Below are 25,710 nucleotides of genomic sequence, written 5' to 3' on the forward strand. Positions count from 1 at the left end.
GATGGTCAGCATTGATGTGCACAACGCCTACGTCGACTTCCCCATTTTCGACGCGAAGACCCGCTCCATGAAGAAGAAGGTGCTGGGCAAGGTCGGCGGCAAGATCGGCACCGAGAGCAAGGTGCCGATCATCGAAGCCCTGCACGACGTGAGCCTCCAGCTCCGCGAAGGCGACCGTGTCGGTCTCGTCGGCCACAACGGCGCCGGGAAGTCGACGCTGCTGCGGCTGCTGTCCGGGATCTACGAGCCCACCCGTGGTTCGGCGAAGATCTCCGGCAAGATCGCGCCGGTCTTCGATCTCGGCATCGGCATGGACCCGGAGATCTCCGGGATGGAGAACATCATCATCCGCGGCCTGTTCCTCGGGATGACCGCGAAGCAGATGGAAGCCCGCGTCGACGACATCGCGGAGTTCACCGAACTCGGCGACTACCTGCAGATGCCGCTGCGGACCTACTCGACCGGTATGCGGGTGCGCCTGGCGCTGGGCGTGGTCACCTCGATCGACCCGGAGATCCTGATCCTCGACGAGGGTATCGGCGCGGTCGACGCGGCGTTCCTCAACAAGGCGAAGGACCGGCTCAAGGACCTCGTGAAGCGCTCGGGCATCCTGGTGTTCGCCAGCCACTCGGACGAGTTCCTCTTCGAGCTCTGCGACTCCGCGATCTGGATGGACGAGGGGCACGTCAAGCAGCGCGGTTCGCTGCGCGAGGTGCTCACCGGCTACAAGGGGCGCGACCCGTTCGAGAACATGAGCAAGGAGACGCTGGAGCGGTTCGGTATCGAACCCGAGCCGGTGGCGACGACGAACGGTGGCCAAGGATGACCAGCGAGACCCGGCAGTTGCCCGAAGGCGCCGTCGTCGGCGTGGTCGTCACGCGCCATCGACGGGAACTGCTCGCGGACTCGCTCAAGGTGATCGCCGCGCAGACCCGGCCGGTCGACCACCTCGTCGTGGTCGACAACGGGCCGGACAAGTCGGCGCGGGACATCGTCGAGAACTACCCGCTTCCCTTCACGTACCTGCCTTCGCATCGCAACCTCGGCGGTGCGGGCGGGTTCGCGCTCGGCATGTTGCACGCGCTTTCCCTTGGCGCGGACTGGATCTGGCTGGCCGACGACGACGGCCGTCCCGCCGACGAGAACGTCCTCGCGATCCTGCTGGAGGAGGCCGAGAAGCGCGATCTGGCCGAGATCTCCCCGGTGGTGTCCAACATCGACGCGCCGGACAAGCTCGCGTTCCCGTTGCGGCGCGGGCTGACCTGGAAGCGTTCGTCGTCGGAACTGGGCGTCGACTTCCTGCCGGGGATCGCCTCGCTGATGAACGGTGCGTTGTTCCGGGCGTCCACTTTGGACGTCGTCGGCGTGCCTGATCTGCGGCTGTTCTTCCGCGGTGACGAGGTCGAACTGCACCGGCGCCTGGTGCGTTCCGGGCTGCCGTTCGGCACCTCGCTCAAGACCGCGTACCTGCACCCGGACGGTTCGGACGAGTTCAAGCCGATGCTGGGTGGCCGGTTCCACGCGCAGGACCCGGAAAACGAGGTCAAGCGCTACTACACCTACCGCAACCGCGGATACCTGCTGTCCCAGCCGGGGATGCGCAAGATCGGCGCGCTCGAAGTGGTGCGGTTCGGTCTGTACTTCGTCGGGGTGAAGCGGGATCCGAAGGCCTTCCTGCAGTGGCTCAAGCTGGTTCGCCAGGGCCGCAAGGAGAAGTTCTACCGCTACTGAGTTCCACGGAAGAAAAAGGGCCCCTCGCTCGCGCGAGGGGCCCGTTTTCGTGCGTCTATTCGCCGATGACCGGCGGCGCGGTGCGCATGTCGGTCCCGAAGACCTCGTCGGGGTCGCCCTCGACGAGGTACGTCGGACGCTGGTGCTCGGTGTCCTCGTCCCCCTCCGACTGCTGGCCGCGGCCGCCCATACCGCCGCCCATCCCCGGCCCGCCGCGACCGGCCGCGCCACCGCCGAGACCGCCCATACCGCGGCCGGCGGCCGCTTCGGCGGCACCGATACCGCCCGGACGGGCCGCGCCGGACGCGGAACCCGAACCGGGTGTGGAACCGCCGCCGCTGCCGGGGCCGAACCCGCTTCCGCCGCCACCGCGGCCGGTCCGGCTGTTGTAGTCCGAGTCGCCCATGCCGCCGCCCATCATGGGCGGCGCCATCGGCATGGGGCTGATCGGCATCGCGGTGTTGTTGGGGCCGGGCGTGGTGATCGGCGCCGGGTTGTTCTGGAAGCCGGACGGCGTGGTGCCCGACGGAAGACTGCCGGATCCCGTGGTGCTGCCCGGACCGGGCAAGGTGGAGCCGTAGCCACCGCCACCGCCTCCACCACCGCCGCCGTTACCCCCGCCACCGCTGCCCGGCGGGATGTAGGTGTTCCCGGGGTTGTTGGGGCCGGGCGTGTTCGAGCCGGGCGGAACCTGGTACGGCAGCGGCTTGCCCGTATCGTCGATCCCGCCACCGCCGCCCTCGCCGAACTTCGGCGGCTCGGCGAACACCGGCTGCTTCGACGCGGCCTCGTACAAGGACTTGTCGTAGTTGTTCATGGCGGAGGCCGCCTGGGTGTGGGCCTCCAGGCTGTCCTTCTGTTTCTGGATGGACTTGTCGATGTTCTCGCTCATGTTGAACGGGTTCGACGTCAGCCACCCCCCGATCTCTTCCTTCCAGCTGAAGGGGATCGGTTTGGGCATCGTGTTCTTCACGGTGGAGGCCGCGGTGCCCTGGTCGTAGATCGTCTCGGAGGCGAGCTTGGCGTTCTGGGAGTTCGCCTCGGACCATTTGCTGAGGCTCTTGAAGTAGCCCTGCGCGTTGCCCGCCGCGTCACCTTCCCAGGTGCCCTGCGAAGCGACGACGGCCTCGTCCATCCTCCTCGAGAAGGTGTCGAATGCCTTGTGGATCTCGTGGTACGCGGTCGAGACCTCGGAGACCTGTTCGACGTTCAGGTTGCTGTTGACGAACTGTTCGAGCTTCTCGTGGTCGTAGCCGAGGTAGTCGCCGTTCGGCGGCTCGAGCCCCTCGACGTACTTGACGTCCTTGTTCTTGGTCAGCTCGTCGACGGTCTTGTCGCCGACCTCTTCGGACTGCTGCTGAGCCCTGCCCTGGGCGATCAACCGCTGGAAGATGCCGAACGGCCCGTCGTCGCCTTCGCCACTGGCCTTGTCCCGGTAGTACTGGTCCCGGGCTTGGGGCGAGAGACCGGCGACGTACTCCTGCTCGGTCATCTGAGCCTTGTTGGTGGTCATCCTGGTCCCCCTAGCCCTTCGGAAGCTTCGGTTCGACGATGTCGGCGATCTTCTCCGCCATCCCGCACGACTTCTCCGGATCCGTGCTGACGACCACGAGGTCGACCCGCGCCGAGGCACTGATTTCGAGTGCCATCAGACAGCTGGCGGGAGGTTTCGGAACGAGCACGGCTTTGCGCCCGTTGACGTTGCCGGTGGTCTTGCCGTTCCCGCCGTCGACGACACCGTCGACACCCTGCTTGTCACGAACCCCGACACTGACGGTGACGCTGTCGGCCGCCGTCTGGGAGTCCTTGGTGAACTCGCAGACGCGGGCACCACCCACGTTCTCGGGAACGGGTGGCTCGAAAGTGCCGAACGACGCCAGATCGGCAGCGCCGACGAGCGAACACGGATCGATCGACGCGGGGTCGGCACCACCGGTGGCCGTCGTCGGGGCGGTGGACTCGCCGCCTTGCGCGGGCGACGACGGCGCCGCGGAGGGGGTGCCCGGTTTTTCGGTGGAACAGGCCGCGAGCACGAACGCGGCCGCGGTCAGCGGTACGAGGAGCAGCTTCTTCATTCCGCCTCAGTTCTTGAGCCGATCGAGCGCCTCGACCGTTTCGTGTTCTTTCTTCTCGTACTGGCCCGACGCGCGCAACAGCGCTTCTTCGGTATCCAGGACCACCTGGCGGAACTGACCGATCACCGCGCTCGCCGAATTGGCCGACTGGGCGGCACCCTTGTGGTCGTGGGCGGCGACGGCCCTGCCGTACGGGTGGTCGCCGAGTTGCGGCGCTTGGGAAAGGTGGACCGTCTTGCTTTCCAGGCTGTTGAGCTCTTTCGTCATGTCGCGCACCACTTTGAGAAGCGGCTCGACGCCTTTGGCGGTGATCTTGAAGCCGCCGCTCTTGGCGGCCGAGACCAGCTTCTGGGTCTCCGCGCTCACCTTGGCGACCGCGGCCGCGTTCAGGCCACCGGCCGCCACGTAACCAGCTGCCGCACCCAAGGCGGAGCCGATCGAAAAGTCCGGTGCCGCCTGTCCGCCGTCCGCTTCGAAAGCCATCGCCCGCCCCACTGCCTCGTCTGCTCGCCTGTGCGTATCGCCCGGCAGTCTACTAGCCGGGCACTCAGCGCGACGGTGATTCACCGATCGCCGAAGATCTCCGTAGCTGTGACGAAACGGGCGTCACCCCGGTTCCCCGTGGCTCAGAAGTGCCCTTCGAGCTGGGCATACAGCTGCTGAGCGATCCTCGCGTTGTCGGCGGGAGCGTAGGTCAGCCAGCTTTGCCCGTCGGCCGCCTGACGCGAGGTCATCATGAAGCGGCCCGCTTCGGTGTCGAACCACGCCAGCGGCGGGAACAGCTGGCCGCCGCGGATGAACACGCTGAACTGGCCCACACGCGTCTTCGGCTTCTCGAAGATCCGCTCCACCTGCCGCAGCTGCGGATTCGACCCGTGTGACCGCGGCCCGCTGACGTTGGCGAAGGGGTCGTACGCGTCGTCGTTCCGGGGGCGCTTCGGCGTGCTCGCCGGCTTCGCGATGGTGACCGATTGACCGGGGCCTGCCGGGGTGAGCGGCAGCAGGTCGACGATCGACGCGACGATCGCGGTCGGCCTGGTCTCCTCGAACACGAGCAGGTTCTCGTCCTGGCGTACGACGACCGCGAACTGCCCGTTCGTCGCCGCCCTCGCGAGTAGCTGCTTGTCCTTGTCCAGCTGCGCGACCGCCCAGACGGCGAGCTGCGGATTGGCGAAGGTGGCGATCGCCAGCTCGACGTCCGCGTCGAGCCTGCCGCCGCGCATCAGGCCGCGGCCTTCGAGGTCGCGGAAGACGGCCTCGCGCACCATCGCGCGCTGATCGGTCGTCGTGCCGATGTGCGGGATCTCGAACGGGACGGGCGACGGCCCGAACCGGCCGTGTTCGAGCAGGATGTCCACCGCCGCCAGCGACAACGAAAACGAATGCGGCATCGCCATTTCCCCCCCGCGGGTGTCTTGTCCGTCGGGATGAACGTAGTCCACGCGCCCGATACGCCCGCAGCGAACCCGCTTGCCCGGTTGTGATCACGGCTGCTGCCATGGATCCATGGCAGACCAGAAACCCGCGCTCGTCCTCCATCTCGCCACCGGCGGGGAGCCACTGCTCTTCGCGCTCACGACGGAAGAAACCGAACGGCTGACCAAGGATCTCTCGCATTTCGTCCGCACCGGTTCGGTGCAGACGATCCAGACGAGGGACGACTCGGAGGTGGCGATCAACTTCTCCCACGTCGCCGCCGCCTACATCGACGATCTGAACCGCAAGACGAGAGTGTTCGGGCTGCACTAGTTCCAGGGAGCCCTACTTGAGTCGTCGAGGGCAGCAGGTGACCGGCCTCAGACGTCATGAAAGGGCCGTTCAGGACGAAAAACGTCCTGAACGGCCCTTTCATGACATTCGGTGAAGCGAAGTGCGCTTACAGCTCGTAAAGCCGCTTCCAGTTGTCCCGCGAGGTCAGCTCGGGCATGGCGCGCTTGTACTGCTCCTGCACCGCCGCGCCTTCCTTGCGGAGCCGCTGGATCACCTTCGCGCCCCGGCGCGCCAGGTCGAACATCTTCGCGCGGTCGTACGAGCGGACCCGCACGCCTTCCTGCGAAGCGTCGGTGACGACGGCGGTGTCGAAGGTCGCGACGTGCCACCAGTGGGCCTCGTCGATCGGGATCGCGCCGAGCGAGTGACGGCTGCGGCCGAGCACCCGGTCGAGGATCCGCTTGATCAGCACCAGCCGCTGCATGCTGGGCCGCGGCGCGCTGTTGATGATGCCGATGTCGTTCGACGCGATACCCGGGACGTCGGTGGCCTTGTGCCGTTTGGTCTCGGGGTACTCGTCGCGGATCCGGCGGATCTCCTTCATCGCGGCGACGCCGCCGTCACGCAGGACCTCGGGCCCCTCGAGGAAGTCCTCGACGGCCTTGATCAGCGTGGCGGACAGGCCGTACTGCATGCCGAGCAGGTACCGGACCAGCTGCGCGATGAGCACGCGCGAGAGCAGGTTCAGGTTGAACGGCGAGTGCAGCGCGGCGGTGATGATCGAGTTCCGCAGGTTGAAGTAGCGGTGCCACTCGTCCCAGTCCTTCCAGTGGAAGTCGGCGTGCCAGACGCCGGCGCCCGGAAGGGTGACCGTGGGGAAGCCGTGCGCGCGGGCGCGGTAGCTGTACTCCGCGTCGTCCCACTGGAAGAAGAACGGCAGCGGGTAGCCCGTGGCCTTGACGACCTCGTACGGGATCAGGCACGACCACCAGCCGTTGTACCCGGCGTCGAGGCGGCGTTCCTGGCGGTTCGGCTTGAGGGTCTCCTCGTCGACGCCGAGCAGGTCGGCGGTCGAGAGCGAGTGCTGCACCGGCTGGCCGGGCTCCAGCGTGTTCAGCCGGGCGTACTCGGCGCCGACGTGCAGCTGGTTCGGGTGCAGCAGGTTCAGCATCTGCCCGCCGACGATGACCGGGTTGACCGTGCGGTTGGAGAACGCGGTCATCCGGATCACCAGATCCGGCTCGAGCAGGACGTCGTCGTCCATGAACAGGACGTTCGCGTGCTCGGTCTCGGTGTGGCCGGCGACCTCGTAGAGGCCGCGGGTGAACCCGCCGGCACCGCCGAGGTTCGGCTGCTTGATGTAGTGCAGCTTGTCGCCGAGGTCCTTGGCGACCTGCTCGAAGCCGTCGCGCGACTCGACGAGGTCGGTGCCCTGGTCGGCGACGTAGATCGCGTCGAGCGTCTCCAGCGAGGAGACGTCGGCGGCGAGCGCCTGCAGGTTCGACAGGCAGTCGTCGGCGCGGTTCATCGTGCAGATGGTCACCGCGGTCGGGCGGATCTTCTCCGGCGCTTCGACCGTCCAGCGGACCTTCTCGACGCGCAGCGACTGGCCGCCCTCGGTCTCGATGTCGAGCCAGAGCGCGCCGCCGTCGTAGAACTTGTCGAGCTTCGCGGTGAGCGTCACCTTCTGCTGCTTCGCACCCGCGACGACCTCGGCGGCGACGACCCGCGGGTCGCCCTCGATGTCGGAGGCGCCGACGGACAGCTGGCCGTCACCGGTGACGACGGCCTCGACCTGGACCTCGGTCACATCGGTCCAGCGCTGCCAGTAGCTGGCGGGGAACCGGCCGAAGTACGTGTTGCCGGACACCTTCGACGCGGGCTCGATGGAGATGCCCCCGCGCTCGCGCACGGCGGTACCCCACTCGAGTTCGGCGTAGAGGTCCTTGCTGACGATGGGGGCCGGGCCGGCGTAGAGCCCGCGCTGCGCGGTGAGACGGCCCTGCGGGGTGCGTTCCGCGAAGCGGGTGTCGTCGACAGTGCTCACCATGGCGCTCGGGGCCTCTCCGGTGACGGCGGCTTTACCGGGCATGAATCCTCAGTTCTCCTCTGTGCTGGTGGCGGTGGCGCGGGGCTCACGGAAGACGACCCACTTGAGCATGACGAAGTTGATCACGGTCGCGGTTGCCTGCGAGACGACCCAGCCGAAGGTGGCCTTCCAGGCCGACTCCGGCAGGACGTGCAGCATCGTGCGGTTGACGCCGACGGCCACGAGGAACGTCACGGCGTACAAGAGCACGAAGCTACCGATCTGACGCGCGCCCTCCTGGCGTCCACCGGCGAAGGTGAACTTGCGGTTCAGGAAGAAGGCGGTCGTGGTGCCCACGATGAAGCTGAGCGCGCGGGCGATGTCCACCCACGGCGTCGCGTCCATTCCGAGGGCACGAAGCCCCTGGTAGACGCCGAAATCGACCAGGGCGCAGAAACCGCCGATGAGGCCGAAGCGGATGAGCTGCCCGAGCAGCCCAGGGGAGGACGGCGCTGCTGCCGTCACGCCGGCTTTCGGGTCGGTCGCCACCACTGCTCTACCTCATAAACTGCTGGGGCTGATGCGCAAAGTGTAGAAGCGAGCACTTCAGGGTCACGTTCCGGGCAGTGTTCGGCGTGGTTACCCTGGTCGGCGTGACCCAAGCACCCGAGACACAGCGGCAGTCGCTCATGGGCTGGGCGAGGACGTCGCCGAGTATCGCGAACGTCCTGAGCACCCCCGACGTGGAAGCCATCGCCCGCGCGGTGACGCGGGCCGGGGAACGCGGGGTCATCGCGCGTGGTCTCGGCCGCTCGTACGGCGACCCGGCGCAGAACGCGGGCGGCCTGGTCGTGGACATGACCGCGCTGGACCGTATCCACTCGATCGACCCGGATTCCGGCATCGTCGACCTCGACGCCGGGGTCAGCCTCGACAAGCTGATGCGCGAGGGCCTCCCGTACGGCCTGTGGGTCCCGGTGCTGCCGGGTACGCGCCAGGTGACCATCGGCGGCGCGATCGCCAACGACATCCACGGCAAGAACCACCACTCGGCGGGCAGCTTCGGCAACCACGTGGTGTCGATGGACCTGGTCACCGCCGACGGGCAGGTGCGCACGATCACGCCGGACGGCCCCGACGCGGAGCTGTTCTGGGCGACCGTGGCCGGCATCGGCCTGACCGGCATCATCGTCCGCGCCAAGATCCGGATGACGAAGACGGAGACGGCCTACTTCAAGGCCGACATCCAGCGCACCGCGAACCTCGACGAGACGCTGGCGCTGGTCACCGACGGTTCCGAGGACAACTACACGTACTCCTCCGGCTGGTTCGACTCGATCTCCAGGGGCGCGAAGCTCGGCCGCGCCGCCTTCCAGCGCGGCTCGCTCGCCAAACTGGACGAACTGCCGCCCAAGCTGCGGGCCGACCCGCTCAAGTTCAACCCGGGCACCTTGGCGACCCTGCCGGACGTGTTCCCGAACGGGCTGGCGAACAAGCTGTCGTTCTCCGCGATCGGCGAGCTGTACTACCGCAAGACCGCGAAGAACGCGCGCGACCAGATCCAGAGCCTGACCGCCTTCTACCACCCGCTCGACCTGTTCGGCGAGTGGAACCGGGCATACGGCTCCAAGGGTTTCCTGCAGTACCAGTTCAGCACGCCGCTGAACGCGCACGAGCCGCTGCGCCGGATCATCCAGAAGGTCGCCGACTCCGGGCACGTGTCGTTCCTCAACGTGTTCAAGCAGATGGGCGAGGGCAACGCGGCGCCGCTGTCGTTCCCGCACCCCGGCTGGATGGTCTGCCTCGACTTCCCGATCAAGGACGGGCTGAACCGGTTCTGCCAGGAACTCGACGAGGACGTGCTCGCCCTCGGCGGCCGTCTGTACACGGCGAAGGACTCGCGCACCTCCGCGGAGAACTTCGCGAAGATGTACCCGCGGCTCGAGGAATGGCGCAAGGTCCGCGCTTCCGTAGACCCCGAAGGCGTTTTCGCCTCTGACATGTCCCGAAGGTTGGAACTGTGATCGACGCTGTGGGCAACCCCCAGTCCCTGCTGCTGCTCGGCGGCACCTCCGACATCGCGCTCGCGATCGCGGAGAAGTACCTGTCGGAGCGGCCCCTCCGGGTCGTGCTGGCCGGCCGCCAGTCGCCGCGGCTCGACGCGGCCGCTCAGCGCCTGAAGGACAAGGGCGCCGAAGTGTCCACCGTCGATTTCGACGCCAAGGCACTGGACACCCACCCCGGCGTGCTCGACAAGGCCTTCGAGGGTGGCGACATCGACGTCACCGTCGTGGCGTTCGGCCTGCTCGGCGACCAGGAAGAGCTGTGGCAGGACCACGCGAAGGCCGTCGAGGCGGCGACCGTGAACTACACGGCCGCGGTGTCGGTCGGGGTCGCGCTGTCGAACAAGCTCAAGACGCAGGGGCACGGCAAGGTCATCGCGCTGTCCTCGGTCGCCGGTGAGCGGGTCCGCCGGTCGAATTTCGTCTACGGCTCCTCCAAGGCCGGTTTCGACGGCTTCTACCTGGGCCTCGGCGAGGCGCTGGCGGAGTTCGGCGTGCAGATCACCGTCGTCCGGTCCGGCCAGGTCCGGACCAAGATGACCGAAGGCCTCAAGGACGCCCCGCTGACGGTGGACGTCGAGCAGGTCGCCGAGACCGCCGTCGCCGCCTCGCGCGCGGGCAAGGAACTGGTGTGGTCGCCCGCGCCGTTCCGGCTGGTCATGTCGGCTCTGCGGCACATCCCCCGGCCGATCTTCCGGAAGCTGCCGATCTAAGGAATGAACCTCGGCTATCCGCTCGGGGCCGCGTCACAGGCCCTGCCTTCACTGCGCCCGGGCGAACGGCTGCTGTGGGCCGCGTACGGCCGGACGCTGAACTACGACGTGCGCGGCCTCGATCCCTGGGGTGTGCCGAAGAAGAGCGTGCTGAGCAAGCTCGGGTCAGGCGCGGCGAACTTCGCCGGGGACATGGTCGGCGCGGCGCTGGGCGGGGGCGACGACAGCGGCCGGTCGAATCCGCCGTCGCCGCAGGTCATCGTGCTCGGCGAGCAGGGCGGCCTCGCGCACGCGGCGGTACGGGGGCTGTCCACGAGCGGTTCGCTCGCACGGCTGTGGGCGCTCACCAGCGCGCGGCTGCTGGTGCTGGAGAAGGCCGTCACGCCGGAGAAGCCCTCGGAGAAGTCCTTCCTGTCGAAGGCGATCGGGTTCGGCAAGGACATCGCCGCGATCATGACCACGAAGACCTACGGCGAGAACGCGGCGGGCGTCCCGATCGCGCGGCACGAGATGGTGCCGTGCGCCGAGATCCCGCGCCAGTCGATCGCCGGGTTCGCCGTCGCCGAGCACGGCAAGAAGCGGCGCCCGTGTCTCCGCGCGTCCTTTGTGGACGGATCGGGGATGGATTTCCTGTTCGACTGCGACGATCCCCGGCAGTTCGCCTGGCTCCACTCGGTGACGGTGAGCTGATGGAGAACACGCTTCCGATGGCGAAGTCCGTCGATGAGATCGTCGAACGGGAACTGCACCGGTTCTGGCTCGCGCCCGGAGAACGCCTGATCATCGGCTGCCCGCCCGCGCACGGTTATGTGGGTCTCGTGCTGGACGGCGAGCTCACGCTGCCCTATTCGGCGTCGCGGGAAACCCCCGCGGTGACCGGGAAGACGCGGTGGCCGCTGCCCGCTTCGGACGTTCTCCAAGGCGACTGGACCGACGACCCGACGATCGCGTACTGGGTCGTCGCGCGGACCGCGGACCAGACCGCCGTGCGGCTCGCGGACCATCTCGCGGGCGGCAAGGGCGAGGCGCGGCTGACGCTTTCGGATCGGCGGCTGGCCGTCGTGTACCCGGCGCGGCTGCTGGAGGGCGAGGATCCCGCGCAGCCGTTCCGGACCTTCGAGGAGATGCCGTCGGGGGTGGTGCGTTCGGTCTCCGCGCTCTACCTGGGACGGAGTTTCCCGCCACGCCCGGTGCTCCAGTTCGTCTTCGCGGACGGGTCCGTGGTCTACCAGCGGGACATGCTGGCCGTCACGAAGGCCGACCGGGCCCGTTCCCGCCGCTGACCCCTCGCATTTCGTCCTCTGAATGCGGTAGTTCGCGATGCCAACTACCGCATTCAGAGGACGAAATGCGGGGGTTAGCGGGCCGGGAGGAGGCACAGGCTTTGCGTGCCCATCCACGGCGAGTGAATGGTCCAGGTCGCCAGGGCGTTCGCGGGCGGGGCCTTGCTGGTGGTGGCCAGCACCAGATCCGGCGTCGCGGGCGGGACGCTGTGGTCGAAGAACCGGAAGTTCGCCGCCAGCAGCGCCTTCCCCAGCTCGCTGCTGCGGTTCTTCGTCTCGATGATCGCCGGGTCGACGGAGCCGCGGTCGGAGAACTGGTCGACGATGTCGCAATCGCAGGAGTACGCGAGCGCGCCGACCTCGCCCGCGCTCTCCACCTTGCGTCCCTTGGTCAGTTCGGCCAGTTGCGAGCCGATCGCGCGGTATTCGTCCGACGCGGCGTGATTGCTGGTGATGGGCGCGAACCGCCGCGGCAGTTCGGGAGCGGCGTAGGCGACGGCGCTCGTCAGCAGGAACGCGCCCGCGAGGATCCCCGCCCCGAGCCGGGCCCGGCCGGGTACCGCGCAGGCCGCGGCGGCGAGGAAGACCGTCGCGCCGATGATGCTGGGCGCGTAGTACCAGTGGTACGGCGGAACGTTCAGCCAGCAGTAGGCCAGATAGTGCGCCGCGCCGGCGATGGCGAGGGTCGCGAACGGCAGCAGGCGCTTCGCCCGCTCCGAGCCGCGCCGGAAATGGAACGTCCACAGTAGACCGGCGAGCGCGCCGATCACGAGCGGCAGGAAGGAAAGCGTCGCCGCCACCGGGAAGTTGCGCCAGTACAGCAGCGGGCCGTTGGTGAAGCTGAACGGTCCCCACGAACGCTGCATGATCTTGATGACCAGGGTGTCCGGCACCGCCGAACCCAGCACCAGCCAGCTGAACCCGAACCACGGCAGCATCACCGCGAGCGCGGCGAACGTCATCCGCCAGATGCCCACCCAGAATTCGCGGCGTCCGAGGAACAGCACGAACGCGATCAGCAGCAGATCGATCCGGATCAGCGCGATCAGGCCGATCATCGCGCCCGCGGCGGCGGGCAGCCGTTCGTGCAGGAACACCATCGTCCAGACGACGGCCGCCGCGCCGAGGGCGACTTCGAGGCCGACCGACGACAGCAGCAGCGGGTTCACCAGCAGCAGGCCCAGCGCGAGCGGGGCGAACCAACCCGAGAGGCCGGTCGCGGCGCCGATCCGGCGGAGGCCGAGGACGAGCGCCACCTGGCTCGCGACGAAGACGATCCCGGCGGCGAAGACGGCGTCTCGCACGATGAAGGTGACGAGCGCCAGCACGAGGACGTTCAGCGGCGACGTCGCGGTGTTGGCGGTGCCTTCTTCGATCAGGCCCCAGTGGCCGTGGAAGGCGAGGTTCTTCGCGTACGAGAGCGTGATGTACGTGTCGTCGATCAAATGCCCGCTGACCAGCACGAACACCAGGGCCGACGCCACCGCCGCCCCGGCCGGGAGCACCCAGGGTCGGGTAAGGACGGCGGCTCCCGGCAGCGCACCGGGAGCCTGGGGCAGATCAGCGGAGGCGCTTCGCATCACGAACACCGTACACGGTGCCGTGATGATTCCGTTATCTACCCGCCGTGGCGCTGGTCACGCCAGCCGGGGCCGTCACGGAAGTCGCGATCCATGCCATGTCCGCCGGGGCCACGGTGTTCACGGGAGAAACCGGGCCGGTCGCCGTCGCGGGAAGCCAGTCCGACGGCGGTACCGATGATGCCGCCACCGAGGACGAAGCCGAGTACGCCGACCGCGACCAGCTGCGTCGCGCGGTGCCCGGCGAAGCGGCGGAAACCGCCCTTCGCGGGCGGAGCCTGCTGCGCCGGAACCCAGCCCGGCGGCGGGCCCGCGGGGGCGGCGGCCGGGGTCTCGGCGGGTTTCTCGGCGGCGGGCTGCTCGACCGTCTTGTCCTCGTCTTCGGGCGGCCGCTGCTGGTCGGTCATCTTTCGCTCCTCAGGCTGATGGGGGCGGGCTGTGTGCCCGCCCCCATCACCGAGGATGCGTGCGCTTCCTATGGATGCGCTGTGTGTGAGCTGTCGAATCAGAGATAGAACGACAGGAACAGCGTGATGACCCAGCTCGCGCCGAGCACCTGGAGCACGCGGTCCTTGAGCGCGATCTCCTCCGGCTCGCCCGCGTTGCCGCCGTCGACGTCGACGGCGTAGCGCAGGACGGCCACCACGAACGGCACCATCGAGACGACCGCCCAGACCGAGTCGTGCTCGACCTGGCGGATCTCGAAGGCCCACAGGCAGTAGGACATGATCAGGATCGCCGCGGACGTCGCCCAGACGAACCGCAGGTAGCTCGCCGAGTACTTCTTGAGCGAAGACCGGATCTTCGCCCCGGTGCGCTCGAAGAGCATGATCTCGGCGTAGCGCTTGCCCGCCACCATGAACAGCGAGCCGAACGCGGTGACCAGCAGGAACCACTGCGAAAGCGCGATACCGGCGGCCACACCACCGGCGATCGACCGCATCAGGAAGCCCGAGCCGACGATGGCCAGATCGACCACCGGCTGGTGCTTGAGCCCGAAGCAGTAGCCGAGCTGGACGGCCTCGTAGACCGCCAGCACGACCGCGAGCTGCCAGCTGGCGAAGAACGAGATGCCGAGACCGGCGGCGAAGAACACGCCCGCCGCGACGAACGCCACCGGCACCGGCACGATCCCGGCCGCGATCGGCCGGTTCCGCTTGGTCGGGTGCGCCCGGTCCGCCTCGACGTCGATCGCGTCGTTGATGAGATAGACCGAGGAGGCCACCAGCGAGAACGCCGCGAAGGCGATCAGCGCGGCGATCAGCAGGCCGGTCCGGTCCGTCGACTTCGAAAAGGCGAAGAACGGTGCGGCGAACACCAGCACGTTCTTCACCCACTGGCGTGGGCGTGCCGTTTTGATGATGCCGCCGACGAGACCGCCGGCGACCTTCTTTCCTTCGGCGGCCTCGGCCACGGGTTCTACGTCGTCAGGCTTGGAATCGGCCTTCTCGGTCGTTTCACTCATCGTCGCTTCAGCTTCCTACGTATCAAGCCGCCGACTACGCCCCCAAGGGCCGCTCCGGCCAGAACGTCGGTCGGGTAGTGGACGCCGAGCACGAGCCGGGAGGCCAGCATCGGCGGTACCAGGGCCGGGACCAGGTTACGCCCGGTCAATCCGGAGTAGAGCACCGCCGCCGCCGTAGTCGAAGTCGCGTGCGAGGACGGGAAGCTCAGCTTGCTCGGCGTGGAGACCAGGACCTCGACGCTCGGGTGGTCCGGTCGCGGCCGCCTGACCACGCGTTTCACCGCGATGGACGCGGCGTGCGCGCCGACGACGCCCGCCGCCGCGACCAGCCAGTCCTTGCGGCGCTTCTTGTCGACCGCGGCCCCGACGAGCCCCAGCGCGAACCAGCCCGCGCTGTGCTCGCCGAAGTGCGAAAGACCGCGTGCCGCCTTCACCGTGACGTCGCTCTTGAGGACGCCCTGAGCCTTCGCGAGAACGGCTACCTCACCCGTGGGTGCGCCCTTCTCAAGCATCGAGGGACCCGTCGAGAGGCGCGCCATCGGTCAGGTGCGGCGCGATCTTGTTGTCGAACGCGGACAGCGCCGAACCGATGGCCATGTGCATGTCGAGGTACTTGTAGGTACCGAGACGGCCGCCGAACAGCACGTTCTTGTTCTTGGCCTCGGCCTTCGCCAGCTCGCGGTAGGCCTCGAGCTTCTCGCGGTTCTCCGGCGTGTTGATCGGGTAGTACGGCTCGTCGGCCTCGCCGGCGAAGCGGGAGTACTCGCGGAACACGACCGTCTTGTCGTTCGGGTAGTGCTTGCGCTCCGGGTGGAAGTGCCGGAACTCGATGATCCGGGTGTAGGGCACTTCTTCGTCGTTGTAGTTGACGACCGAGGCGCCCTGGAAGTCACCGGTCTCGACGACCTCGGACTCGAAGTCCACCGTGCGCCAGGTGAAGCGGCCCGCGGAGTAGTCGAAGTAGCGGTCCAGCGGCCCGGTGTAGACGGTCGGGGTGCCGGCGGGGATGTGCTCGCGGACGTCGAAGTAGTCGACGTTCAGCCGCACCTCGATGTTCTCGTGCTCCGCCATCTTCTCGAGCCACGCGGTGTAGCCGTTGACCGGCAGCCCCTCGTAGGTGTCGTTGAAGTAGCGGTTGTCGAAGGTGTAGCGGACCGGGAGCCGGGTGATGATGTCGGCGCCGAGGTTCTTCGGGTCGTTCTCCCACTGCTTGGCCGTGTAGCCGCGGATGAACGCCTCGTAGAGCGGGCGGCCGATCAGCGAGATGGCCTTTTCCTCGAGGTTCTGCGCGTTCGCGGTCTCGAACTCCGACGCCTGCTTGGCGATCAGCTCGCGGGCCTCGTCCGGGGTGTGCGACTTGCCGAAGAACTGGTTGATCAGCGCCAGGTTCATCGGCAGCGGGTACACCTGACCCTGGTACTTGCCGAACACCCGGTGCTGGTAGTTCGTGAAGTCGGTGAAGCGGTTGACGTACTCCCACACACGCTTGTTGGAGGTGTGGAACAGGTGCGCACCGTAGCGGTGCACCTCGATCCCGGTCTCGGGCTCGGCCTCGGAGTAGGCGTTGCCACCGATGTGGTGACGCCGCTCCAGCACGAGGACCTTCTTGCCGAGCTCGGCCGCGGCCCGTTCGGCGACGGTCAGCCCGAAGAATCCGGACCCGACCACGATGAGGTCGTAGCCGGTGAAATCGGCTTCAGTAATCTTGTCGGGGTTCGTGTGCGCGCTCACGGGCGTCGAGGGTACGCACGTCGACTCCGTGCCCTGCAGCGAGCACCGGTTTTCACCTTCGACAGACACATTTAGGAAGCAGTGCCTACTCCGGACACCTTCTGGTCGTACTTCGGTGCGACCCTCACCTACCTGGCCGTCCTCGCGGTCCCCGGCGGGCTCGTCGGCCGCGCCGCCGGCCTGCGTGGCTGGGCCCTGGCGGGGCTGGCCCCGCTGCTGTCCTACACGGTAACCGGACTGGCCGGTCCGTGGCTGGCACTCGCGGGCGTGTCGTACAACCCCCTGACCGTGGCGGCCGTCACGGCAGTGCTCGCCGGACTTGGCTTCGGCCTTCGGAAGCTGGGCCAGGCACGCGGCTGGATCAAGCAGGGCGCCGAGGAACCGCCGACGAAGTGGCACCCGCGCGCGCACTACGCCGTCGCGGCCTGCGTCGCGCTGGCCGTCGGCATCTCGATCCTCGTGGTGCTCTCGGCCCGCGGCGGCACGACGGCGGTGTTCCAGCGCTGGGACACCGTGTTCCACGCGAACGGCATCCGCTACATCGCCGAGACCGGCGACGGCTCGCTGACCGGGATGGGCACCATCAACTGGTACCCGGACGGCTCGTTCTACCCGAACGCGTATCACCTGGTCGGCTCGCTCGTGTACTCGATCTCGGGCACGACGATCCCGGTCACGCTGAACGCCATCACCATGCCGGTCGCCGGGATCTTCGCGCTGTCGATGGTCGCCCTGATCCGCCAGCTCGGCGGACGGGCGGTGTTCGCGGGCTGCACGGCGCTGGTGGCCGCGGCGGCCACCACCGGCGCGTACGAGTCGGTGTCCAGCGGGCTGTTGCCGTTCGCGCTGGGGATCGTGCTGACGCCGCTGGCCGTGGTCGCGCTGGCCCGCTTCCTCGCGCGGCCCGGCCTCGACACCGGTTACGTGCTCGCGCTGACCGCGGTCGGCCTGCTGGCGGCGCATTCGTCGGCCCTGTTCGGCGCGCTGCTGTTCGCCTTCCCGCTGGTGGTGCAGCGCTGGTACCGCGCGCTGCGGCACAAGCCGCTCGACGGCGTTCCCGAGGGGCGCGGCGGCTGGCGGGTCATCGGCGGCGACGTCGTCAAGATGGTGCCGGTGATGGCGGGCAGCGGGCTGCTCGCGGCGCCGCACATCCTCGGCGCCCTGAAGTTCACTTCGGGTTCATACCCTTATTACGCGTGGGGCTCCGACCTGCCGGTGCTGAAGTCGCTGGGGCTGCTGGTGACCTTCCGGCAGGTGCTGAGCGCGCCGCAGGTGTGGCTGACGGTGCTGCTGGTGATCGGCGTGCTGAGCCTGTTCCGGCTCGGGCGGATGCGCTGGGTGGGGCTTTCGGCGATCGGCTTCTCGGCGCTGTTCGTACTGGTCGCCTCGTTCGGCGCCGAACCGTGGGTGATCTCGCTGTCGCGGCCCTGGTGGAACGACCGGTACCGGCTGATGGCGCTCGCCGCGATCCCGCTGTGCCTGCTCGCCGGGCACGGGATGGCGGAGCTGCAGCGCTGGTTCGCGAAGTGGGCGAGCGGCCGGTCCTGGGTGAAGAGCCGTCCCGCGCTGCCCGCCAGGCTGGGGCTGGCGACCGCCGTGTTCGTCGTGGCCGCGTCGGCCGTGCTGACCAAGGGTTTCTACACCGAGTCGAACGCGCACGCGGTGTCGTTCCTGTACTACAACGGGCCCGAGGGCGAGGTCACGCCGCCGGTCAGCGCCGACGAACTGGCCGCGATGAACGAGCTGACCAAGATGAACATCGGACCGGACGAGAAGGTGCTCAACGAGCGCTTCGACGGGACGGCGTGGCTGTACGCGATCACCGGGATCCACCCGGTCGCCGGGCACTACGACCCGGGTGTGCCGCCGCCGGACGCGAAGTACCTGGCACTGCACTTCCGCGACTACGACACCGATCCCGAGGTGCGGGCCGCGGTGCGGCGGCTGAACATCAAGCACGTGCTGATCGGGAGCACCCCGATCAAGATCGGCGAGCCGCCGGCGCCGGGGCTGCGGGATCTGGACGGGCTGGGTTTCCTGCGGAAGGACTTCTCGAACGCGGGCGCTTCGATCTACACGCTGACTCGCTGACGGCAGCCCTTCACGGATGTCATGAAAGGGCCGTTCAGGACATCTTTTGTCCTGAACGGCCCTTTCATGACATCCGGACCGGTGTCGGGTCGGAAAAGATAAAAGGCTCGCGTGGTCGCGGACTGCCCCTGCCGCGACCACGCGAGCCTTTCGTCCCCCATTCACCCCCGGGGTGACCCATGAGGGGCAGCCGTCGTCGGCCACACCCACTCGCTGTACTTGTTCTTCAGACGACTACTGGGCGGAACCGGTTTACCCGGCTCGCCAACGTCACCCGATCGGCCTAAGAGCTTCTTCCCTGGAGTACCGGGAGTACGTCGCTCACGACCTCTTCGAGCGTCGACTCGCGGCCGACGTAGTAGTCGCCGGACCTCGGCCAATGCGTGACGATGTCGGTGAACCCGAGTTCACCGGCCCGCCCGGCGGCGTCGGTGAACGCGCCCACGCTCTCGAGCGAGAAGACCGGCGCCGCGTCGAGGCTCAGGAACCGCTGCACGCTCGCCTTGTCCCGGCCCACGGCGTCGAGCCGCTCGTCGAAGGTCTTCACGAGCTCCGCGACCCCCTTCCACCACTCGTCCTGGGTTTCCGCCTTGACGCCGGTGGTGGCCCAGCCCGCGCCGAACCGCGCGGCGAGCGTCATCGTGCGGGGGCCGTTCGCGGCCACGAGGAACGGCAGCCGCGGTCGCTGCACGCAGCCCGGCAGGTTCCGCGCGCCCTTGGCCCGGTAGTACTCGCCCTCGAAGTCGAAGCCGTCGGTCATCAAAAGCCCGTCGAGCGCTTCGACGAACTCGGCGAAACGGTCCGTGCGCTGCTTGACCGACAGTTCGGGGCCGTCGAGCACGGTGGCGTCGTAGTTGGTGTTCGGGACGCCCGCGCCGACGCCGAGGATGAAGCGGCCGTCGGAGATGTCGTCGAGGGTGGTCAGCTCGCGGGTGAACGGCACGGGATGCCGGGCGACCGGCGACGCCACGAAGGTGCCCAGTCTGATCCGCGACGTCACCATCGCGGCCGCCGTCAACGTCGGCATCGCACTGAACCACGGGCCGTCGACGAGGGTCCGCCAGCCGAGGTGGTCGTACGTCCAAGCGTGGTCGAAGCCGTACTCCTCGGCGGCCCGCCATTTCGGCTCGGCCGCCCACCAACGATCTTCCGGAAGGATCACGATGCCTACGCGCACACCGGGAAGGTACTGGTCCAGACCGACACTTCGCCCGATGGGCGGATCTTCGGGGACAATGTGCCGGTGGAAAAGCCCCTCTTGATCGCCTCCGACGTCGACGGCACCCTGCTCGCCCCGCTGGAGGTCCTGTCCGAACGCACGATCGACATCGTCCGGCGGGTGACCGAGGACGGAGTCCCCTTCGTGCTGGCCAGCGGCCGTCCGCCGCGCTGGATCGCCCCGATCGCGAACCCGCTGGGCCTCACCGGCTACGCGGTCTGCGCGAACGGCGCGGTGCTCTACGAGATCGGGACGGACCGGATCGTGGCGGTCCACGGCCAGCTCGAACCGGCCCTGCTGCACGACACCGTGAGTGCTCTTGATCACGCCCTTCCCGGCTGCCGGTTCGCCGCGGAACGGGTCGGCGAGTCCGCGCAGGACCCGCGCGTACGCAGCTTCGTGATCGAGCCCGACTACCACAATCCGTGGGGCAACCACGAGGGCGCGGAGGCGCCGCGGGCCGAGGTGATCGGGCATCCGGCGATCAAGCTGCTGATCAGCAGGCGCGGGATGAGCTCCGACGAGATGGCGCGGGCGGCGCGTGAGGTGCTCGACGGCTCCGTCGACATCACGTACTCGACCGACACCGGCCTGATCGAGGTCGCCGCGCACGGCATCACGAAGGCGACCGGGCTGGCCGAGGTCTGCGAGCGGCTGGACGTGCCCGCCGAGCGCGTGATCGCGTTCGGGGACATGCCCAACGACGTCGAGATGCTCGGCTGGGCCGGTCACGGTGTCGCGATGGCCAACGGGCATCGCTACGTGTTCGACGTCGCCGACGAGGTGACTGGGCCGAACTCCGAGGACGGCGTCGCGCAGGTGCTGGAGCGCTGGTTCTGAGACGACCTGCCTAGCGGCCTTCGCGGTCGAGCTTCGCGGCCTCTTCCGGCGTCGGCGCGGTGCCGCCGAGGTGCGCGGGCAGCCACCAGCGCTCGTCGTCGGAAGAGGGCTTCTCCGGATAGTCGGCCTGGACGCGGTCCACGAGCGCCGACATCCGCACGCGAAGGTCCTTCGAAAGGACTTCGGCGTCTTCGTCGGCCTTCGGGTGCATCGGCTCGCCGACGAGGATCGAGATCGGGACGTGGCGTTTGGTGAGGTCCTTGGGGCGGCCCTTGGTCCACAGCCGCTGCGTGCCCCACAGCGCCATCGGCACGACCGGGACACCCGCCTCGGCGGCCATCCGGACGGCGCCGGATTTGATGTCCTTCACGGTGAACGACCGGCTGATCGTCGCTTCGGGGAACACACCGACGACCTCCCCGGCCTTCAGGCGCTCGACGGCTTCCCGGTACGAGGCGAGACCCGCGCCGCGGTCGACGGAGATGTGGTGCATGCCGCGCATGAGCGGTCCGGCGACGCGGTTGCTGAAGATCTCCTTCTTCGCCATGAACCTGACCAGGCGTTTCGCCGGCTGGGCGCCGAGGCCGCAGAAGATGAAGTCGAGATAGCTCACGTGGTTGCAGGCGATGACCGCCCCGCCCTTCGACGGGATGTGCTCGGTCCCCTCCACCCGGATGCGGTTGTCCAGCACCCGGAACATCAACTTCGCCGCCATGATGACGGGCGGGTAAACGAGCTCAGCCATTCGTTCAGGTTACGCTACCGTAGGGTAACCAACCTACGGTCGCGTAGGTCACATACCGCCTTTCGTCCGATCACCGCAGGTCATTACCCTAAAATGCCCAGGTGATGCACGAAACCTCCGAAATCACCCTCATGCCGAGAGGCAGACCCGGCGCTCAGCGCCTTTGGGCTTATCTCGCGCTGAGCACGGTTTCCCTGATCAACCTGATCTCGTTCATGCCGAAGTTCCCCAAGCCGCACGAACAGGCCTGGGGAGACGCGGTGAACTACTACCGCATGTCCGAGCAGACCGGCGTGGCCGTCGAGAACCCGTTCGCCTTGCGGATGCTGAGCCCGTGGATCGTCCACCGCGGCAATCTCCTGACCGGCCTGTCCCTCGATGTCCTCTGGGTCGCGTTCACCTTCCTGGTCACGCTCGTCACGCTCTTCGTCTTCTTCGAGTTCCTGCGCTCGTACCTGAAACTGCAGCTGTTCACCTCGGTGCTCGCGTCCGTCGCGCTGGCCTGCACGTTCTGGTACGCGCCCTACGCCTTCAGCAACCCTTGGCTGGTCGACCCGCTCAACAACCTGCTCTACCTGCTCGCGATCTGGTTCGTCCTCCAGCGCAAGCTGATCCCGTTCGCGATCGTCATCGTGCTCGGCGCGGTCAACAAGGAGACGACGCTCCTGCTGGCGCCGCTGTACCCGCTGCTCGCGTGGATCCGCGGCCGCCGGTTCCGCGATCGCGACGTGCTCGGGGGTGTCGTCGTGGTCGTGGTCGCCATCGGCGTCTACATCGGCTACCGGATCTGGGCGCAGAACCTCATCGGCGGCGACTACGGCTTCGGTGCGGGCCAGTCGAACAGCGGCCTGCTCGACAACATCCGGTTCGCGCTCAACGCGAGCAAGGGGGCGGGCCAGGTCGAACTGTTCGCCACGTTCCACTTCTTCTGGCTGGTCTTCGGCTACGGCCTCTACCAGCAGTATCGCCGCCACGGCCTGCGCGCCGAACTCCTGGTCTCCAGTATCTGGCTGTTCGCCTGCTGTCTGGCCGGACGGCTCGTCGCGACCGACACCCCGCGGGTGTTCGTGATGATGGCGCCGCTGATCATCGCGCTCGCGGCGTTCGTGCTCGACCAGCAGCGAGGTGAAGGACGGCGGCTCTGGGTCGGCGTGCTGTTCTTCCTGTACATCGCGGTGAACCTGCGGATCGTCACGGGCGCGGCGGTGTTCTGGGTCGACGCCGTCGCACTACTGATCTTCGCCGCGCTGGTGTCGTTCCCGAAGACACCGCTGCGAGCCCGTGGCTCCGTGTTCGGCGGCTTCCGCCCCCATCAAGGGACGTTGGACGTCAACTCGTCCTGACGCGCGAAGGTCACCACCGCCAGGACGACGCCGAGCAGCGTGCAGTACAGCGCGATCACCTGGTGTTTGACGTTCTCCAGTCCGTCGCCCAGCGCCGCCAGCACGAACTGCCCGGCGGCCACGGCGAGCAGGAAGCCCAGCACGACACCCACCGCGGTGCGCCGGGTCTTCCAGCCACGCCAGGCGATCAGGGCCCATATCGGCAGCAGGGCGAAGAAACCCAGTGGCGCCAGCAGTTTCGTCGCGGTCGAGACGATCGGGACGCGGTACTCCTGCGTTTCCGGGGCGAAGCCGGCCGACTGGTCGAAGCTGCCGAGGTAGGGCGGCCGCGCGGTGAGCAGATCGCCCGCCGCGCGGTCCAGGATCTCGACGGTGCGGAAGGGATGCGTCGCGAAGTACTCGACGACGTTGCGCCTGCTGATCTGCTCGCGGTACTTCGGGTACTCGGGGTCCAGCGTCGCGGGCTTCGGATGCCACCAGCCGTTGCCCGCGTACTGGCCGAACGAGGCGGGCAATCCCAACGCGGCGAGGTCGGCTTCGGTGTCGTGCCGACCGTCCACAATGGTCAAGAAGATCGTGTTGAACATGTTGATCTCGCGCGAATCGTCGCCCGGCCGCGCGGCGAGAGAGCCGTCGGGCAGCTTCGCGGGCTCGACGGTCTGCTGCGCGTAGGCCGTTCCCCCGGCGAGCGCGCCGATGACGAACACGACGGGGAGCCAGCGCTTCAGGCCGCGGACGCCCGCCGGGCGGACGAGCAGCGCGGCGAGCGCGAGCAACGGCAGGATCATCAGCGTCTGGACCTTGGCGTTGACCGCGATCACGCCGCCGAAGAGCAGCACGGCCAAGCCCGCGTAGCGCCACCAGTCCGGCCTCGCGGACACCAGGAGACCGCCGACGGCGAGCAGGAGACCGAGGAACGCGGCGCCTTCGCCGAGCACGGACGCGAAGTAGCCGAAGAACGCCGAGTCCGCGACGACGAGCAGCAGCCCGACGGCCGCGAAGCCGCGGACGCGGCGCGAGTACGGCAGCCCGACGACGATGAGCGCGACCGCCGCGGCGGCGAGGACGCTGGTGAGCACGCCGAGCACCACCAGGCTGAGCGTCGATTCGAGGCCGAGCACGCCGCCGATCGACCGCGCGATCCGCGCGAACCAGCTCTGGGTCAGGAGGTAGGTGGCGTCGCATTCGCCTGCCGGGACGGTGTAGGCGAGGTGGACGAAGCCCTCCGGCTTGCCCTTCCACGGGATGCCCGCGCCGCACAGCACGCGGAAACCGTCACCGTTGTCGGCCATCCCGACCGGCCTCGGCACGAGGAAACGAGCCAGCAGCACGGTGAGCGCGGCGGCGAAAACGCCGACGCCGAACAGGCGCGACGATGCTTCGAGCGCTGCCGGTCTGCTGGGGGAAACGACACTCACGCAGGGCACGGTACGTGGCGGAAATCGGGTGAGCGGTCGAGGGCCGCCCTGACCACCCGCTCGACGTCCGCCCGCAGGAACACGGTGATCCACGACGAGCTTCCTTCACGCGCGAAGGTCGCGACGCGGTACCTCGCCGCGTACGCCGGGTCGATCACGCAGGATTGCTTCGCCGAATAGCCGCTGTCGGTGATGACGGCGATCGTCGGATGGCGCCGGGAGACGACGGCCTCGCCCGCTTCCTCCGTCTGACCGCGGACGCCGACGATCTGCAGCTGCGTCCCGGCGTGATACGACAGCACGCCGGGCGCCGACGTGCTCACGACCGAACCGGGCGGCAGGTAGGCATCGAGCCAGCGGCCGATCTCCTCCATCTGCGCGCCGTGGTCGTGCCAGGCGCGCACCCGGCCCAGCATCTCCGGACTGAACACCGACACCAGCACCGCGAGCCCGGACAGTGCCACCGCGGCGGCGGGCATCAGCCGTTGAATCGGCGGCCGAGGCCGGGGGCTCGGCTTCGCGGCCACCGTCAGCACGCCGTAGACCGACACCGCCGCCACCGACAGCAGCGGCGGGATCGGCGCCAGCAAACGCCAGGCCGGCGCGGCGTCGCCGCCGAAGAAGACCACGAACCCGGTGAGCGCGACGGCGGTGGCGAGCATCAGCCAGATCAGCGACCGGGCTTCGGCCTCGTGCGGGGTCCGGCCGGTGCGGCGCAGCGACAGCGCCACCACCGAGATCAGGCCGAGCAGCAGGAATCCTTGGTGGACCACGGAGAAACCCGACAGGTACTGCCACCCGCGGTCGATCCGGGACTGGAGGCCGAGGTCGAAGGGGATGACGACCGAGGTCGGCAGGACATGGTCGTAGTAGGTCACTCGCCAGGCCGTCCAGGGCGCGGCGAAGACGAGCCCGCCGAGCAGCCAGCCCACCGGCGACCACCAGGTGTACCGGCCGCGCAGGGCGGCGACGACCAGCCAGCAGCCCACCAGCACCGCGAGCAGGATCCCCGCCGGACGCGTCATCATCGCGAAGGCCACGAGCACCCCCGCGACCACCGGCCGCCGGGCCGCGAGCGCGGCGAAGACGCCGAACACGAGCAGCACGAACAAGGGCGTCTCGGTACCGGAGCCGCCGTACGCGGCGAGGCCTCCGGCACCGGCGACGAGCACCGCGGCGGCCACCCCGTAGGCGGGCCGCGGCTCACCCGCGGCCCGCGCGACCACCCGGTTCACCGTCACGTACGCGAGCAGGACGGCGCCGAGCGTGGCGAGAATGCCGAGTACGACCGCGGAGGTCTCGATATCGGCCCCGAAAGCGGCTTTCGGCAACGCGATCACGATCATCCAGAGGAAATTCGTGTACCCCTCGATCCGCTCGCCGGTGTTGAACACCGGCCCATTGCCGTCGGCGATGTTCTGGGCGTATCGGAAGGTGATGTACGCGTCTTCCGCGATGGTCGAAAACACCAGCTGGTGCACCAGCGAGAAACCGAGGATCAGCATCAGCGCGGCGGCACGCCGGCCCTTGTCCACGCCGATCTTGGGCCAGGCGACCAGCACGAAGATCGCGACCGCGGACCAGGCGACGACAAGCGCGACCACCACCTGATCCCACCCTCCCGGGCCGAGCGCTCCGTATGCGAAAAGACTACGGTCAAGTATCGATCACCGC

The 25,710-nt window shown here is 68.3% G+C and carries 25 protein-coding genes; 10 read left to right on the forward strand and 15 right to left on the reverse strand.

All coding sequences use genetic code 11. The features are described from left to right. Position 1 precedes the first annotated feature (1 nt). The gene (locus ED92_RS04935) at positions 2-826 is read left to right on the forward strand and encodes an ABC transporter ATP-binding protein (protein ID WP_037333420.1); all 825 of its coding nucleotides are present in this window, start codon (positions 2-4) and stop codon (positions 824-826) included. Continuing rightward, positions 823-1,731: a glycosyltransferase gene (locus tag ED92_RS04940; protein ID WP_037333422.1), complete on the forward strand. Its 909-nt coding sequence runs from the start codon at positions 823-825 to the stop codon at positions 1,729-1,731. The genes ED92_RS04935 and ED92_RS04940 overlap by 4 nt, the downstream gene beginning before the upstream one ends. A 55-nt stretch (positions 1,732-1,786) precedes the next feature. Here the strand turns inward: ED92_RS04940 and ED92_RS04945 are convergent, their stop codons facing one another. The 4 genes from ED92_RS04945 to ED92_RS04960 form a co-directional block, all read right to left on the reverse strand. Continuing rightward, positions 1,787-3,244, reverse strand: a complete 1,458-nt coding sequence (locus ED92_RS04945; protein WP_037333425.1) for a hypothetical protein — start codon at positions 3,242-3,244, stop codon at positions 1,787-1,789. Between the two features lie 10 nt (positions 3,245-3,254). Next, positions 3,255-3,806 (reverse strand): DUF3558 domain-containing protein, encoded by a 552-nt coding sequence (locus tag ED92_RS04950; protein ID WP_037333427.1) that lies wholly within the window; start codon positions 3,804-3,806, stop codon positions 3,255-3,257. 6 nt (positions 3,807-3,812) lie between these two features. Further along, positions 3,813-4,289 (reverse strand): hypothetical protein, encoded by a 477-nt coding sequence (locus ED92_RS04955; protein WP_235213195.1) that lies wholly within the window; start codon positions 4,287-4,289, stop codon positions 3,813-3,815. Positions 4,290-4,432: 143 nt separating this feature from the next. Then, positions 4,433-5,197, reverse strand: a complete 765-nt coding sequence (locus ED92_RS04960) for an ESX secretion-associated protein EspG (RefSeq protein WP_037336034.1) — start codon at positions 5,195-5,197, stop codon at positions 4,433-4,435. A 115-nt stretch (positions 5,198-5,312) separates the two neighbouring features. Here ED92_RS04960 and ED92_RS04965 point away from each other — a divergent pair, with 115 nt between their 5' ends. Then, positions 5,313-5,555, forward strand: coding sequence for a hypothetical protein (locus tag ED92_RS04965; RefSeq protein ID WP_016330689.1), 243 nt, complete (start codon positions 5,313-5,315; stop codon positions 5,553-5,555). Positions 5,556-5,682: 127 nt separating this feature from the next. On the opposite strand, the gene ED92_RS04970 is transcribed toward ED92_RS04965, so the two are convergent. Further along, on the reverse strand, positions 5,683-7,608 hold the full coding sequence (locus ED92_RS04970) for a glycosyltransferase (protein ID WP_016330687.1): 1,926 nt from the start codon (positions 7,606-7,608) through the stop codon (positions 5,683-5,685). A 6-nt stretch (positions 7,609-7,614) separates the two neighbouring features. Then, on the reverse strand, positions 7,615-8,097 hold the full coding sequence (locus ED92_RS04975; RefSeq protein WP_037333430.1) for a GtrA family protein: 483 nt from the start codon (positions 8,095-8,097) through the stop codon (positions 7,615-7,617). A gap of 101 nt (positions 8,098-8,198) precedes the next feature. On the opposite strand from ED92_RS04975, the gene ED92_RS04980 reads away from it, so the two are divergent. The 4 genes from ED92_RS04980 to ED92_RS04995 are packed head-to-tail and all read left to right on the forward strand — an operon-like array spanning position 8,199 to position 11,604. Continuing rightward, positions 8,199-9,569: an FAD-binding oxidoreductase gene (locus ED92_RS04980; protein WP_037336036.1), complete on the forward strand. Its 1,371-nt coding sequence runs from the start codon at positions 8,199-8,201 to the stop codon at positions 9,567-9,569. Further along, positions 9,566-10,321 (forward strand): decaprenylphospho-beta-D-erythro-pentofuranosid-2-ulose 2-reductase, encoded by a 756-nt coding sequence (locus ED92_RS04985; RefSeq protein WP_037333433.1) that lies wholly within the window; start codon positions 9,566-9,568, stop codon positions 10,319-10,321. The genes ED92_RS04980 and ED92_RS04985 overlap by 4 nt, the downstream gene beginning before the upstream one ends. Positions 10,322-10,324: 3 nt before the next feature. Then, positions 10,325-11,011 (forward strand): hypothetical protein, encoded by a 687-nt coding sequence (locus ED92_RS04990; protein ID WP_037333435.1) that lies wholly within the window; start codon positions 10,325-10,327, stop codon positions 11,009-11,011. Next, positions 11,011-11,604: a hypothetical protein gene (locus ED92_RS04995; protein WP_037333438.1), complete on the forward strand. Its 594-nt coding sequence runs from the start codon at positions 11,011-11,013 to the stop codon at positions 11,602-11,604. Before ED92_RS04990 ends, ED92_RS04995 begins: the two co-directional genes overlap by 1 nt. Before the next feature lie 74 nt (positions 11,605-11,678). Here the strand turns inward: ED92_RS04995 and ED92_RS05000 are convergent, their stop codons facing one another. The 5 genes from ED92_RS05000 to glf form a co-directional block, all read right to left on the reverse strand. Next, positions 11,679-13,184: a hypothetical protein gene (locus ED92_RS05000; protein ID WP_037336038.1), complete on the reverse strand. Its 1,506-nt coding sequence runs from the start codon at positions 13,182-13,184 to the stop codon at positions 11,679-11,681. A 38-nt stretch (positions 13,185-13,222) separates the two neighbouring features. After that, positions 13,223-13,591: a hypothetical protein gene (locus ED92_RS05005; RefSeq protein ID WP_037333440.1), complete on the reverse strand. Its 369-nt coding sequence runs from the start codon at positions 13,589-13,591 to the stop codon at positions 13,223-13,225. Positions 13,592-13,689: 98 nt separating this feature from the next. Beyond that, positions 13,690-14,649 carry a decaprenyl-phosphate phosphoribosyltransferase gene (locus ED92_RS05010; RefSeq protein ID WP_037333443.1) on the reverse strand — a complete coding sequence of 320 codons (960 nt, stop codon included), beginning with the start codon at positions 14,647-14,649 and terminating at the stop codon, positions 13,690-13,692. Then, positions 14,646-15,161: a phosphatase PAP2 family protein gene (locus ED92_RS05015; protein WP_037333445.1), complete on the reverse strand. Its 516-nt coding sequence runs from the start codon at positions 15,159-15,161 to the stop codon at positions 14,646-14,648. Before ED92_RS05015 ends, ED92_RS05010 begins: the two co-directional genes overlap by 4 nt. After that, the gene (gene glf, locus ED92_RS05020; RefSeq protein WP_037333447.1) at positions 15,154-16,380 is read right to left on the reverse strand and encodes a UDP-galactopyranose mutase; all 1,227 of its coding nucleotides are present in this window, start codon (positions 16,378-16,380) and stop codon (positions 15,154-15,156) included. The genes ED92_RS05015 and glf overlap by 8 nt, the downstream gene beginning before the upstream one ends. Positions 16,381-16,461: 81 nt before the next feature. On the opposite strand from glf, the gene ED92_RS05025 reads away from it, so the two are divergent. Further along, the gene (locus ED92_RS05025; protein ID WP_037333450.1) at positions 16,462-18,471 is read left to right on the forward strand and encodes a DUF6541 family protein; all 2,010 of its coding nucleotides are present in this window, start codon (positions 16,462-16,464) and stop codon (positions 18,469-18,471) included. A gap of 283 nt (positions 18,472-18,754) precedes the next feature. On the opposite strand, the gene ED92_RS05030 is transcribed toward ED92_RS05025, so the two are convergent. Next, a complete protein-coding gene (locus tag ED92_RS05030) occupies positions 18,755-19,648 on the reverse strand; it encodes an LLM class flavin-dependent oxidoreductase (RefSeq protein WP_037333453.1) in 894 nt (297 codons plus the stop codon). 66 nt (positions 19,649-19,714) lie between these two features. Here ED92_RS05030 and ED92_RS05035 point away from each other — a divergent pair, with 66 nt between their 5' ends. Then, positions 19,715-20,530, forward strand: a complete 816-nt coding sequence (locus ED92_RS05035) for an HAD family hydrolase (RefSeq protein WP_235213196.1) — start codon at positions 19,715-19,717, stop codon at positions 20,528-20,530. Between the two features lie 10 nt (positions 20,531-20,540). Here the strand turns inward: ED92_RS05035 and ED92_RS05040 are convergent, their stop codons facing one another. Next, positions 20,541-21,275: a 1-acyl-sn-glycerol-3-phosphate acyltransferase gene (locus tag ED92_RS05040; RefSeq protein ID WP_037333460.1), complete on the reverse strand. Its 735-nt coding sequence runs from the start codon at positions 21,273-21,275 to the stop codon at positions 20,541-20,543. Positions 21,276-21,379: 104 nt separating this feature from the next. Here ED92_RS05040 and ED92_RS05045 point away from each other — a divergent pair, with 104 nt between their 5' ends. Continuing rightward, on the forward strand, positions 21,380-22,618 hold the full coding sequence (locus ED92_RS05045) for a hypothetical protein (protein ID WP_235213233.1): 1,239 nt from the start codon (positions 21,380-21,382) through the stop codon (positions 22,616-22,618). On the opposite strand, the gene ED92_RS05050 is transcribed toward ED92_RS05045, so the two are convergent. Both ED92_RS05050 and ED92_RS05055 read right to left on the reverse strand, forming a co-directional pair. Then, the gene (locus tag ED92_RS05050) at positions 22,588-24,036 is read right to left on the reverse strand and encodes a hypothetical protein (RefSeq protein ID WP_037333464.1); all 1,449 of its coding nucleotides are present in this window, start codon (positions 24,034-24,036) and stop codon (positions 22,588-22,590) included. The genes ED92_RS05045 and ED92_RS05050 overlap by 31 nt on opposite strands. Further along, on the reverse strand, positions 24,033-25,643 hold the full coding sequence (locus ED92_RS05055) for a hypothetical protein (RefSeq protein ID WP_037333467.1): 1,611 nt from the start codon (positions 25,641-25,643) through the stop codon (positions 24,033-24,035). The genes ED92_RS05050 and ED92_RS05055 overlap by 4 nt, the downstream gene beginning before the upstream one ends. Positions 25,644-25,710: the final 67 nt, after the last annotated feature.

The organism is Amycolatopsis sp. MJM2582 (genome assembly GCF_000754115.1).
GTDB classification, from domain to species: domain Bacteria; phylum Actinomycetota; class Actinomycetes; order Mycobacteriales; family Pseudonocardiaceae; genus Amycolatopsis; species Amycolatopsis japonica.